The 12,909-nt window shown below is 63.7% G+C and carries 8 protein-coding genes; 7 read left to right on the top strand and 1 reads right to left on the bottom strand.

The genetic code is table 11. The features are described from left to right. Nucleotides 1–163 precede the first annotated feature (163 nt). On the bottom strand, nt 164–2,449 hold the full coding sequence (locus IB262_RS08955; protein WP_060519765.1) for an NADP-dependent malic enzyme: 2,286 nt from the start codon (nt 2,447–2,449) through the stop codon (nt 164–166). A 103-nt stretch (nt 2,450–2,552) separates the two neighbouring features. Here IB262_RS08955 and mutS point away from each other — a divergent pair, with 103 nt between their 5' ends. From mutS to IB262_RS08990, 7 genes are all read left to right on the top strand, one after another. Next, a complete protein-coding gene (mutS, locus tag IB262_RS08960) occupies nt 2,553–5,306 on the top strand; it encodes a DNA mismatch repair protein MutS (protein ID WP_112974815.1) in 2,754 nt (917 codons plus the stop codon). 236 nt (nt 5,307–5,542) lie between these two features. Further along, nucleotides 5,543–8,386, top strand: a complete 2,844-nt coding sequence (locus IB262_RS08965; protein WP_034797421.1) for a [protein-PII] uridylyltransferase — start codon at nt 5,543–5,545, stop codon at nt 8,384–8,386. After that, nucleotides 8,383–9,987, top strand: coding sequence for a murein biosynthesis integral membrane protein MurJ (gene murJ, locus IB262_RS08970; protein WP_112974816.1), 1,605 nt, complete (start codon nt 8,383–8,385; stop codon nt 9,985–9,987). Before IB262_RS08965 ends, murJ begins: the two co-directional genes overlap by 4 nt. Continuing rightward, nucleotides 9,987–10,379, top strand: a complete 393-nt coding sequence (locus IB262_RS08975; RefSeq protein WP_112974817.1) for a VOC family protein — start codon at nt 9,987–9,989, stop codon at nt 10,377–10,379. The genes murJ and IB262_RS08975 overlap by 1 nt, the downstream gene beginning before the upstream one ends. A gap of 111 nt (nt 10,380–10,490) precedes the next feature. Then, nucleotides 10,491–11,555, top strand: coding sequence for a tryptophan--tRNA ligase (gene trpS, locus IB262_RS08980; protein WP_034797415.1), 1,065 nt, complete (start codon nt 10,491–10,493; stop codon nt 11,553–11,555). Nucleotides 11,556–11,721: 166 nt separating this feature from the next. Then, a complete protein-coding gene (locus IB262_RS08985; protein ID WP_034797413.1) occupies nt 11,722–12,213 on the top strand; it encodes a universal stress protein in 492 nt (163 codons plus the stop codon). 105 nt (nt 12,214–12,318) lie between these two features. Beyond that, a complete protein-coding gene (locus IB262_RS08990) occupies nt 12,319–12,885 on the top strand; it encodes a NifU family protein (RefSeq protein WP_034797411.1) in 567 nt (188 codons plus the stop codon). Nucleotides 12,886–12,909 lie beyond the last annotated feature (24 nt).

Here is a 12,909-nt window from a genome sequence, read left to right on the forward strand (position 1 = left end):
TAAACATAAATGCATTGCCTGTTATTAAGCCCGCCTCCTTTTCGGAAAGCGGGCTTTTCTTCTTTATAGTTGTATCGAATTGCTACCAATCGGGGTCGCGCGTTGACCCGAATGAAGGCGGCTGCACCAGAATGAAGCAGCCGCCGGACCGGCAATGCCGGTCCTACATGCCGGCGTTGTAGGCCGCGATCGCCGCCATGTTGACGATGTCGGAATCCTTGGCCGACATCGAGACGATCTGGATCGACTTGTCGAACCCGACGAGCAGCGGGCCGATCACCGTCGAGCCGCCGAGTTCCTGCAGCATCTTGGTCGAAATCGATGCCGAGTGGAACGCCGGCATCACGAGCACGTTTGCCGTGCCCGAGAGGCGGCAGAACGGGTATTGCTCCATGACGCGGGCATTGAGCGCCACGTCCGCGGCCATCTCGCCGTCATATTCGAAATCGACGCGGCGCTTGTCGAGGATATTGACCGCTTCGCGCACCCGCTCAGAGCGTTCGCCCTGGGGATGGCCGAAGGTGGAATAGGCAAGCATTGCCACGCGCGGCACGTAGCCAAGCCGCTTGGCGAGGCCGGCCGCTTCCTCGGCGATATCGGCAAGCTCCTCCGAAGAGGGCATGTCGTGAACCGCCGTGTCGGCGACGAGCACCGTGCGGCCGCGGCAGAGCGCGATCGAGACGCCGATGACGCGGTGGCCGGGCTTCGGGTCGATGCAGCGACGCACGTCTTCGAGTGCCGTCGAATAGTTGCGGGTCAGGCCCGTCACCATGCCGTCGGCATCACCGAGCGCCACCATGCAGGCGGCGAAGTGGTTGCGGTCGTTGTTGATCAGGCGCTGGGCGTCGCGGAAGAGGAAGCCCTTCCGCTGCAGGCGGGCATAGAGATAGTCCGTATAGGCGCCGACGCGCTTGGAAAGCCGCGCATTGACGATCTGGATGCCGGGGCGGTCGAGGTCGATGCCCTCGCGCTCTGCCGTCTCGCGCATGCGCTCCTCGCGGCCGAGCAGGATGGCGGTGCCAAGCTGCTGGTTGGCATAGGCGATTGCAGAACGCATGACCTGCACCTCTTCGCCCTCTGCAAAGACGATGCGCTTCGGCTGGCGCCGGACGCGCTCGTAGATGCGCTGCAGCGTCGAGGCGATCGGGTCGCGGCGGGCGGAGAGTTGGCGGCCATAGGCTTCGAGGTCGGTGATCGGTTTGCGGGCGACGCCGCTTTCCATCGCCGCCTTCGCGACCGCCATCGGGATCGCCGAAATCAGCCGCGGATCGAAGGGGACCGGGATGATGTATTGCGGACCGAAACGCGGACGGTTGCCCTGGTAGGCTGCGGCGACATCGTCAGGAACGTCTTCCTTGGCAAGGCTCGCCAGCGCTTCAGCCGCTGCGATCTTCATCTCGTCGTTGATGGTCGTCGCGCGCACGTCTAGCGCGCCACGGAAGATATAGGGGAAGCCGAGCACGTTGTTGACCTGGTTCGGATAGTCAGAACGGCCGGTGGCGACGATCGCGTCGTCGCGGATGCGGGCGACTTCTTCCGGCGTGATTTCCGGATCCGGGTTGGCCATGGCGAAGATGATCGGCCGCGGCGCCATCGAGCGCACCATGTCTTCCGAAAGGGCGCCCTTGGCCGAGAGGCCGAAGACCACGTCGGCGCCGTCGAGCGCTTCGGCGAGCGTGCGGCGGTCGGTCTTGACCGCATGCGCCGACTTCCACTGGTTCATGCCCTCGGTGCGGCCCTCGAAGATCACGCCCTTGGTGTCGCAGAGGATGATGTTGTCAGAGGCAAAACCCATCGACTTGATGAGCTCGATGCAGGCGATTGCCGCCGCACCCGCACCGTTGCAGACGAGCTTCGTCGTCTTGAAGTCGCGGCCGGTCAAGGCCAGCGCGTTGATGAGGCCTGCTGCGGCGATGATCGCCGTGCCGTGCTGGTCGTCGTGGAACACCGGGATGTCCATGACCTCGCGCAGCTTCTGCTCGATGATGAAACAGTCCGGCGCCTTGATGTCTTCAAGATTGATGCCGCCGAAAGAGGGCCCGAGGAAACGCACGCAGTTGATGAACTCGTCGACGTTTTCGGTATCGACTTCAAGGTCGATGGAATCGACGTCGGCAAAGCGCTTGAACAGCACGGCCTTGCCTTCCATGACAGGCTTTGACGCAAGCGCGCCGAGGTTGCCGAGGCCGAGAATGGCCGTGCCGTTCGAGATCACGGCCACCATGTTGCCGCGCGTCGTGTAGTCATAGGCGGTGTTGGGGTCCTCGGCGATCGCCTTCACGGGGACTGCAACGCCCGGAGAATAGGCAAGCGACAGGTCGCGCTGGGTGGCCATCGCCTTGGTGGGAGAAATCTCCAGCTTTCCGGGACGACCCTGCGAGTGAAAATCGAGCGCTTCCTGCGCGGTGACGCTCGTCATGGTGCGATCGGTCTTGTCGGTGGCCGGCATGTTTCCTCAATCCTCCTGTGGGCGAGCCTTGCGGCGCGCCTCTTTATGGTTGTCGTCTATAATTCCTTGGCGATAGTGTGCCATCTCTTTTTTCGGGACAATCATGAATTTCGTGACAGACTATTCGACCCGCGCGGGGGAGGTTTTATCGGCAGCCGAATTGGCGAGCGAGGAAAGCCGTTCCACGGCGACGCCGATGATGGAACAGTTCATCGAGATCAAGGCGAACAACCCGGATTCGCTGCTGTTCTACCGCATGGGCGACTTCTACGAGCTGTTCTTCCAGGACGCGGTCGAAGCCTCGCGCGCGCTCGGCATCACGCTCACCAAGCGCGGCCAGCACATGGGTCAGGAAATTCCGATGTGTGGCGTGCCGGTACATGCGGCCGACGATTACCTGCAGAAACTGATCGGTCTCGGCTTTCGCGTCGCCGTCTGCGAGCAGGTGGAAGACCCGGCGGAAGCGAAGAAGCGCGGCAGCAAGTCGGTGGTGCGCCGCGACGTCGTGCGCTTGGTCACTCCGGGCACGATCACCGAAGAGAAACTGCTTTCGCCGTCCGAGACCAACTATCTGATGGCGCTGGCGCGCATCAAGAGCGGGTCCGAGCCTGCCTACGCGCTCGCCTGGATCGACATTTCGACCGGCATCTTCCGCCTCGCCGAGACAGCCGAGAGCCGGCTGCTTGCGGACATCCTGCGTATCGAGCCGCGCGAACTGATCCTCGCAGATACCGTGTTTCACGACCCGGAACTAAGGCACGTCTTCGACGTGCTCGGCCGCGTTGCCGTGCCGCAGCCGGCGGTCTTGTTCGACAGCGCCACGGCGGAAGGGCGCATCAGCCGCTACTTCGGCGTCAAGACGCTTGATGGCTTCGGCACGTTTTCCCGTGCGGAACTCGCAGCGGCGTCTGCGGCGATCTCCTATGTCGAGAAGACCCAGCTTGCCGAACGCCCGGCACTCGGCACGCCGGAGCGCGAAAGTGCCGCCTCGACCTTGTTCATCGATCCGGCGACCCGCGGCAATCTCGAACTGGTGAAGACGCTGTCCGGCGCGCGCGAGGGCACGCTGCTGAAGGCGCTCGACCGCACGGTGACAAGCGGCGGCGCCCGCCTTCTTGCCGAGCGGCTGATGTCGCCGCTGACCGACCCGGACCGTATCAATGAGCGTCTCGATTCCATCGAGATCCTGGCGGACCAGCCGTCCTTTGCCGGCGACCTGCGCGATGCGCTACGTCGCGCGCCGGATATGCCGCGCGCCCTGTCGCGGCTGGCGCTCGGCCGTGGTGGCCCCCGCGATCTCGGCGCAATTCAGGCCGGCTTGCATGCATCCGCGTCCATTTCACGGCTGATGGCCGCGGGAACGCTCTCGGACGAACTGAAAGAGGCGCGCGCCGCAATCGATGCGCTTCCCGCAGGCCTGCTCGGCCTGCTCGATGCGACGCTTGGCGACGAGCTGCCGCTTCTGAAGCGTGACGGCGGTTTCGTCTGCGAAGGCGCCAATGCCGAGCTCGATGAGGTCCGGGGCCTGCGCGACCAGTCGCGCCGGGTGATTGCCGGGCTGCAACTGCAATATTCCGAAGAGACCGGCATCAAGTCGCTGAAGATCAAGCACAACAACGTGCTCGGCTACTTCATCGAGGTGACGGCGGGCAATGCCGGCTCGATGACCGACACGGACGAGGGCCGCGCCCGTTTCATCCATCGCCAAACGATGGCGAACGCGATGCGTTTCACCACGACGGAACTGGCCGAGCTTGAAAGCAAGATCGCCAACGCCGCCGACCGGGCGCTGTCGATCGAGCTTGAAGCCTTCGATCGGATGACGGCAGAAGTCGTCGCTGCTGCCGAGACGTTGAAGGCGGCGGCACTGGCGCTTGCGATCGTCGACGTCTCCGTCGGTCTCGCGGTGCTTGCCGAAGAGCAGGCCTATGCCCGCCCCACCGTTGACCGCTCGCGCATGTTTGCCATCGACGGCGGCCGCCATCCGGTGGTCGAGCAGGCGCTGAAGCGCCAGGCATCGAATGCCTTCGTTGCCAATGGCTGCGATCTCTCTCCGCCTGAGGGCGAGGAGGGCGGTGCGATCTGGCTGCTCACCGGTCCCAACATGGGCGGTAAGTCGACCTTCCTGCGCCAGAACGCGCTGATCGCGATCATGGCGCAGATGGGCACCTTCGTGCCTGCCGCGAGCGCCCATATCGGCATCGTCGACCGGCTCTTCTCCCGCGTCGGCGCCTCCGACGATCTGGCGCGCGGTCGCTCGACCTTCATGGTCGAGATGGTCGAGACCGCGGCGATCCTCAACCAGGCGACCGACCGCTCGCTGGTGATCCTCGACGAGATCGGTCGTGGCACCGCCACCTTCGACGGCCTGTCAATCGCCTGGGCGGCAGTCGAGCACCTGCATGAGGCGAACCGCTGCCGCGGCCTCTTTGCCACCCACTTCCATGAACTGACCGTGCTCTCCGAAAAACTCGGCCGTCTCTCGAACGCGACGATGCGCGTCAAGGAATGGCACGGCGATGTGATCTTCCTGCATGAGGTCGGTCCGGGCGCCGCCGACCGCTCCTATGGCATTCAGGTCGCGCGTCTCGCTGGCCTGCCGGCCTCGGTCGTGGCTCGCGCCAAGGACGTGCTCGCCAAGCTCGAGGACGCCGATCGCAAGAACCCGGCGAGCCAACTGATCGACGATCTGCCGCTGTTCCAGGTGGCGATCCGTCGTGAAGAGGTGAAGCCCGCTGGAAACTCCAAGATCGACGAGGCGCTGAAGGCGCTAAACCCCGACGACATGACGCCGCGCGAGGCGCTCGATGCGCTCTATGCGCTGAAGAAGGAACTGAGCGCCGCCAAGGCGGGATGACAGGACGTGCGTGCGGTTTTCCGCTCGCACTCTATCACCCGTTGGCCGAAGCGGCGCTACGCCTTTTTCCTGTGCAAGCCGTCTGTAAAAAGGCTATACAGCGCCGCACGCTTTTGCGGGCGCGGCGCTCGAATTGTTGTGTGGTCTTTATTCGGCCTCGGTCGCAAGGATCATGCAGGAGCGCTTGACAGCGAACGACCACGCAACCAGTCGGACAGGACGCCCCTCGGCACTTCATGGGCAGACACGAAACCTTCTTTCCCGAAATCCTCGACGTCGCAGCGCTCCGGGCAAAATGCGACTTCATCGCCTCGGCCCACGCCGAACAGCGCGACCCGATGCGTCAGGCGTTGCTGGCGGCTTTCAAGCAGGCAAATGTCGCCGGCCGGGCGAAGGCCCGCGAGCTGTTCAACGCCGATGGTGCCGGCATTCTCTGCGCCGAACGTATTTCCTGGCTGCAGGATCAACTGATCACAGTGCTGCATGATTTCGTGCTGAACGAGATCTTCGACGCCGCCAATGCACCGCCCGCGTCCCGGATCGCCGTGACGGCGGTCGGCGGCTATGGCCGCGGCACGCTGGCGCCGGGTTCAGACATCGATCTTCTGTTCCTGCTGCCGGTCAAGAAGGCGGTCTGGGCCGAGCCGGCGATCGAGTTCATGCTCTATATCCTCTGGGATCTGGGCTTCAAGGTCGGCCACGCCACCCGCACCATCGACGAGTGCATCCGGCTATCGCGCGCCGACATGACGATCCGCACGGCCATCCTCGAGACGCGCTATATCTGTGGCTCCGAGACATTGTGCGCCGAGCTCGAAACGCGCTTCGATCATGAGATCGTCCGCAACACCGGCCCGGATTTCATCGCCGCCAAGCTTGCCGAACGCGACGAGCGCCACCGCAAGGCCGGCGACACGCGCTACCTCGTCGAGCCCAACGTCAAGGAAGGCAAGGGCGGGCTTCGCGACCTGCACACGCTGTTCTGGATCGCCAAGTACTTCTACCGGCTGAAGGACACCGCCGACCTCGTCAAGCTCGGCGTGCTTTCGCGGCAGGAGTACCAGCTCTTCCAGAAGGCCGAGGACTTCCTCTGGGCGGTGCGCTGCCACATGCATTTCCTCACCGGAAAATCCGAGGAACGGCTCTCTTTCGATATCCAGCGCGAGATCGCCGAGGCACTCGGCTATCACGACCATCCGGGCCTTTCGGCCGTCGAACGCTTCATGAAGCACTTCTTCCTGGTGGCAAAGGACGTCGGCGATCTCACCCGTATCTTCTGCGCAGCACTCGAAGACCAGCAGGCCAAGGACGCGCCCGGCATTTCCGGGCTCATCGGCCGCTTCACCCATCGTAGCCGCAAGATTGCCGGCACGCTCGATTTCGTCGACGACGGCGGTCGCATCGCGCTTGCAAGCCCCGACGTCTTTAAGCGCGATCCGGTCAATCTGCTGCGCTTCTTCCACATCGCCGATATCAACGGGCTGGAATTCCACCCGGCGGCACTGCGCCAGGTCACGCGGTCGCTGAGCCTGATCAAGCCGGCGCTGCGCGAAAACGAGGAGGCGAACCGCCTCTTCCTGTCGATCCTCACGTCCCGCCGCAAGCCGGAGCTGATCCTCCGGCGCATGAACGAAGCCGGCGTGCTCGGCCGCTTCATTCCGGATTTCGGCAAGATCGTCTCGATGATGCAGTTCAACATGTATCATCACTATACGGTCGACGAGCATCTGCTGCGCACCGTCGACGTGCTGTCGCGCATCGAAGGCGGCATCGAGGAGGAGGCCCATCCGCTCGTCGCCAAGCTGATGCCGGGGATCGAGGAGCGCGAGGCGCTCTATGTCGCCGTGCTGCTGCACGACATCGCCAAGGGCCGGCCGGAGGATCACTCGACCGCCGGCGCCAAGGTGGCACGCAAGCTCTGCCCGCGCTTCGGGCTGTCGCCGAAGCAGACGGAACTCGTCGCCTGGTTGATCGAGGAGCATCTGCTGATGTCGATGGTCGCCCAGACGCGCGACCTCAACGACCGCAAGACGATCGTCGACTTCGCCGAGCGGGTACAGTCACTCGACCGGTTGAAAATGCTGCTCGTCCTGACCGTCTGCGACATCCGCGCCGTCGGCCCGGGTGTGTGGAACGGCTGGAAAGGGCAGCTGCTGCGCACGCTCTACTACGAGACCGAGCTGTTGCTGTCGGGCGGATTCTCCGAGTTGTCGCGCAAGGAGCGTGCGGCCCATGCCGCCGTCATGCTCGGCGAGGCGCTGACCGATTGGTCCGAGAAGGAGCGCGAGGACTACGTGCGCCTGCACTACCAGCCCTATCTTCTGACGGTGGCGCTGGAGGACCAGATCCGGCATGCGCGCTTCATCCGCGAGGCGGATGCCGCCGGCAAGGCGCTGGCGACGATGGTGCGCACCCACCAGTTCCACGCGATCACCGAAATCACCGTGCTTTCGCCCGACCATCCGCGGCTTTTGACCGTGATTGCCGGTGCCTGTGCGGCCGCCGGCGCAAACATCGTCGACGCGCAGATCTTCACGACCTCGGACGGCCGTGCGCTCGATACCATTCTCGTCAACCGCGAGTTCGCCGTCGACGAGGACGAGATGCGCCGGGCAGCGAGCATCGGCAAGCTGATCGAGGACGTGCTTTCGGGCCGCAAGCGGCTGCCGGAAGTCATTGCCAGCCGCACCAAGGTGAAGAAGCGCACCAAGGCTTTCACGGTGACGCCGGAAGTGACGATCAGCAACACGCTGTCGAACAAGTTCACCGTGATCGAAGTCGAAGGCCTCGACCGTCCGGGCCTCTTGTCCGAGATCACCGCGGTGCTATCCGATCTTTCGCTCGACATCGCCTCGGCCCACATCACCACCTTCGGTGAAAAGGTGATCGACACCTTCTACGTCACCGATCTCGTCGGCCAGAAGGTGACGAGTGAAAACCGTCAGATGAACATTGCCGCCCGCCTCAAGGCCGTCATGGCCGGGGAGGGGGACGAGGCGCGCGACCGCATGCCCTCGGGCATCATCGCGCCGCCCCCGGGCGTTTCCTCCGCTCAAAGAACGACAAAAGCCGAAACATGAGTCTGGTCAAGAAATTTGCAACCGTCGGCGGCGCGACACTCGGAAGCCGCCTGTTCGGCTTCATCCGCGAAACCTTCATGGCGGCAGCGCTTGGCACCGGCCCGGTTGCCGACGCCTTCAACACCGCCTTCCGTCTGCCCAACACCTTCCGCCGGTTGTTTGCCGAGGGCGCCTTCAATTCCGCTTTCGTGCCGCTCTTTGCCCGGGAAATCGAGGCGAACGGCATGGATGGCGCGCGGCGTTTCTCCGAGGAGGTCTTTGGCGTCCTCTTCACCGTGCTCCTGTTCCTGACGATCGCGATGGAACTGACGATGCCCTTCATCGTCAGCAACCTGATCGCGCCCGGCTTTGCCGACGACCCGGAAAAACTCGGAAGCACCATCGTCTTTGCGGCGATCATGTTCCCCTATCTCGCCTGTATGTCGCTGGCGGCGATGATGGCGGGCATGCTGAATTCGCTGCACCGCTATTTCGCGGCGGCCATCGCGCCGGTCTTCCTCAATTTCATCCTCATCGGCGTGCTCGGCTATGCGTGGTATGCGGGTCAGGATCCGATCGCGGTCGGCTACGGCCTTTCCTGGGGCGTCATGGCCGCCGGCCTCGTCCAACTCGCAATCGTCTGGATCGCCGTGCGCGATGCCGGCATCAAGATCGGCCTTCGTCGCCCGAGGATGACCGCCAACGTGAAGCGCCTGCTCGTACTGGCGCTGCCGGCGGCGATCACCGGCGGCATCACCCAGATCAACCTGCTGATCAACACCAACATTGCGTCTGCCCGGGAAGGTGCGGTGTCGTCGCTCGTCTATGCCGACCGCATCTATCAGCTTCCGCTCGGCGTCGTCGGCATCGCGGTCGCAACCGTGCTTCTGCCGGAACTCGCCCGCGCGCTGCGGTCGGGCAATGTCAACGAGGCCTCGAACCTGCAGAACCGCTCGGTCGAGTTCACGCTGTTCCTGACGCTGCCGGCCGCCGCCGCTTTGCTGGTCATGTCCGAGCCGATCGTCCGGTTGCTGTTCGAGCGCGGCAAGTTCTCGCCGGAATCGACCATCATCGTCGGTCATATCCTGGCAATTTACGGCCTCGGCCTGCCGGCTTTCGTGCTGATCAAGGCCTTCATTCCCGGCTTTTTCGCGCGCGAGGACACGCGCACGCCGATGATCTTCGCCGCGATTTCCGTCGTCGTGAACGTGTCCCTGGCGCTCACCCTGTTTCCACGGCTTGGCGCGAGCGGCATCGCCACCGCCGAGATCGTTGCCGGCTGGGTGAATGCCGTGCTGCTTTTCGCAACGCTTGTCTGGCGCGGCCATTGGGGCAGGGACATCCCGCTTCTGACCCGTATCCCGCGTCTCGTCCTCGCGGCGGCGGGTATGGCGGCGGCGCTGCATTACGCTGTCGACTGGTTCGCTTTCGAACTGTCCTCTGCCGCGTCCCTCCTGACGCGGGCAACGACGCTGACGGGCCTGGTCGCAGTCGCCATGGTGATCTACTTCGGGCTCGCCTTCGGCCTCGGCGGCGCGAGCCTCGGCATGATCCGCCGCAACATCAAGCGGGGCGCGAAAGCGCCTGCGGAGCCTGCAGCAACGCCGGAGGCGGGTGACTGATGCGCCAGACCATCGCACGCATTGCCCTGGTCGTGCCGGATTATGACGCCGGCATCGCCTTCTATTGCGGCAAGCTCGGTTTTGATCTCTTGGAGGACACCGTTCTCGACGCCACCAAGCGCTGGGTCGTCGTCCGTCCCAAGGGGGCCGTCGAAACGGCGCTGCTGCTTGCCAAGGCTGACGGCGAGCGCCAGCAGGCGGCGGTCGGCAACCAGACCGGCGGTCGGGTCGGGTTCTTCCTGTTCACCGACGATTTTGCCCGAGACCATGCGGCGATGCTGGCCGCAGGCGTCGTCTTCCTGGAGGCGCCGCGCCACGAGCCCTACGGCACGGTGGTCGTCTTCAGCGACCCGTTCGGCAACCATTGGGATCTCTTGCAACCGGCGGCGTGAACCTACAGGTCTCGACCTCTTGATTGCCTCCCGCCACCCGTGCATAAGCCATGCCGTTAGCAACATGGGCCAGCCGGCCCTGGGGCCCTCCACCAGCCTATTGAGGACGACATGAACGAATTCAAGCCGCTCGTATTCTCCGGCGTTCAGCCGACGGGCAATCTCCATCTCGGCAATTATCTCGGCGCGATCCGCAAGTTCGTGGCGCTGCAGGAAAACAACGATTGCATCTATTGCGTCGTCGACCTGCACTCGATCACCGCGCAGCTCGTACATGAGGACCTGAAGGGGCAGATCCGCTCGATCGCCGCAGCCTTCATCGCTTCGGGCATCGATCCGAACAAGCATATTGTCTTCAACCAGTCGGCCGTGCCGCAGCACGCGGAACTCGCCTGGATCTTCAACTGCGTCGCCCGCATCGGTTGGATGAACCGCATGACGCAGTTCAAGGACAAGGCCGGCAAGGACCGCGAGAATGCGTCGCTCGGCCTGCTGGCTTATCCGAGCCTGATGGCGGCTGACATTCTCGTCTATCGCGCCACCCATGTTCCCGTCGGCGACGACCAGAAGCAGCACCTGGAGCTGACGCGTGATATCGCCCAGAAGTTCAACATCGACTTCATGGAGCATATTCGCAGCGCTGGTTACGGTGTCGACATGGTTGTCGGCGAAGAGCCGATCCATGCCTACTTCCCGCCGGTCGAGCCGCTGATCGGTGGCGCTACGCCGCGCGTCATGTCGCTGCGTGACGGCACCAAGAAGATGTCGAAGTCGGATCCCTCCGATCTCTCGCGCGTCAACCTGATGGACGACGCAGAGACGATCTCGAAGAAGATCCGCAAGGCCAAGACCGATCCGGACGCGCTTCCGAGCGAAGTGGACGGTCTGAAGGGTCGTCCCGAGGCGGACAACCTCGTCGGTATCTACGCGGCGCTGTCGGACAAGACCAAGGAGCAGGTGCTCGCCGAATTCGGTGGGCAGCAGTTCTCGGTCTTCAAGCCGGCGCTGGTCGACCTCGCGGTCGAGGTTCTCTCGCCGATCACGGCCGAGATGCGCCGCCTGATGGGCGACACCGCCCATATCGACGCAATCCTTAGGGATGGCGGCGAGCGGGCGCGGGCGCGGGCAGAAAAGACGATGCGCGAAGTGCGCGAAATCATCGGCTTCCTGCAGTAAATTGATTGGGTCCGGGGAACTCCCGGACCCAGTTTCATTTTGATGGTCGGACTTCGCAAGCCGAAGTGAACCTCGACCGGAAAGCCTCGGGCACTTTTCCGTGCCCTCGTCCGAAACGCAAAAATCAGACCTTGCGGCGGCTCGCGCGGGATGTATTGTTCACCCTATGGTCTCGACCCGACTCTCTCGACTTGAAGGACACCGCCGCAAATTCATGGCGGTGATAGACGATACCCCGGAATGCGGGCGCGCCGTGCACTATGCGGGCATGCGCGCCAAGAATTCCAATGGTGGCCTCGTCCTGCTCTATGTGATCGCCGACGGCGACTTCCAGCAATGGCTGGGGGTCGAGGAAATCATGCGTGCGGAAGCACGCGAGGAGGCCGAGGCGACGCTCGCCAAGGTGTCCCAATCGGTCCGCGAGCGGATCGGCATCGAGCCCGAGGTCGTCATCCGCGAGGGCACGGCCACGGAGCAGATCCACGCGGCGATCGAAGAAGATCGCGACATCGCCATTCTGGTTCTCGCGGCCGGCTCGGCGAAAGAAGGCCCCGGTCCGCTGGTGTCGTCCATTGCCGGCAAGGCCGCGGCCTTTCCGATCCCCGTCACGGTCATCCCGGATGCCCTGACGGACGAGGAGATCGACGCGCTCAGCTGACCTGCGTCGCTATGTGCTCTTGCGACCAGACGGCCATGCTCCTATATTCTTTTGAATTATTCTAAAAAGCTGGGCGGATGCCGCTCCGGCGAAACGGAGACAGACATGTTCATTCAGACCGAAGCCACGCCGAATCCGGCGACGCTGAAGTTTTTGCCGGGCAAGGTCGTCCTGGAAAACGGCACGGCCGAGTTCCGCGACGAGGAAGAAGCACGCGCCGGCTCGCCGCTCGCGGCACGGCTGTTTTCGATCCCCGGCGTCACCGGCGTCTATTTCGGCTACGATTTCATTACCGTCAGCAAGGAAGGCCAGGAATGGCAGCACCTGAAGCCGGCGATCCTCGGTTCGATCATGGAGCACTTCATGTCGGGCCAGGCGATCATGGCTGGCAGCGGCCGCGCCGAGCAGTCCGACGAGGAAGACGAGTTCTTCGACGAGGGTGACGAAACGATCGTCGCCACGATCAAGGAACTGTTGGAAACCCGCGTGCGTCCGGCCGTCGCCCAGGATGGCGGTGACATCACCTTCCGCGGCTTCAAGGATGGGACTGTGTTCCTCAACATGAAGGGCGCCTGCTCCGGTTGCCCGTCGTCCACCGCGACGCTGAAGCATGGCGTGCAGAACCTGCTACGCCACTTCGTTCCCGAGGTGGAGGCCGTCGAGGCCGTCTAATATAGCGCGCGCCTGTCCGGCGCG

This window comes from Ensifer sp. ENS02 (genome assembly GCF_014851885.1).
Classification (GTDB): domain Bacteria; phylum Pseudomonadota; class Alphaproteobacteria; order Rhizobiales; family Rhizobiaceae; genus Ensifer; species Ensifer adhaerens.

What these genes read in the sequence shown, in the direction of transcription:
- IB262_RS08955 (WP_060519765.1), bottom strand. Translation starts at nt 2,449, where the DNA reads ATGCCGGCCACCGACAAGACCGATCGCACCATGACGAGCGTCACCGCG.
- mutS (WP_112974815.1), top strand. Translation starts at nt 2,553, where the DNA reads ATGAATTTCGTGACAGACTATTCGACCCGCGCGGGGGAGGTTTTATCG.
- IB262_RS08965 (WP_034797421.1), top strand. Translation starts at nt 5,543, where the DNA reads ATGGGCAGACACGAAACCTTCTTTCCCGAAATCCTCGACGTCGCAGCG.
- murJ (WP_112974816.1), top strand. Translation starts at nt 8,383, where the DNA reads ATGAGTCTGGTCAAGAAATTTGCAACCGTCGGCGGCGCGACACTCGGA.
- IB262_RS08975 (WP_112974817.1), top strand. Translation starts at nt 9,987, where the DNA reads ATGCGCCAGACCATCGCACGCATTGCCCTGGTCGTGCCGGATTATGAC.
- trpS (WP_034797415.1), top strand. Translation starts at nt 10,491, where the DNA reads ATGAACGAATTCAAGCCGCTCGTATTCTCCGGCGTTCAGCCGACGGGC.
- IB262_RS08985 (WP_034797413.1), top strand. Translation starts at nt 11,722, where the DNA reads ATGGTCTCGACCCGACTCTCTCGACTTGAAGGACACCGCCGCAAATTC.
- IB262_RS08990 (WP_034797411.1), top strand. Translation starts at nt 12,319, where the DNA reads ATGTTCATTCAGACCGAAGCCACGCCGAATCCGGCGACGCTGAAGTTT.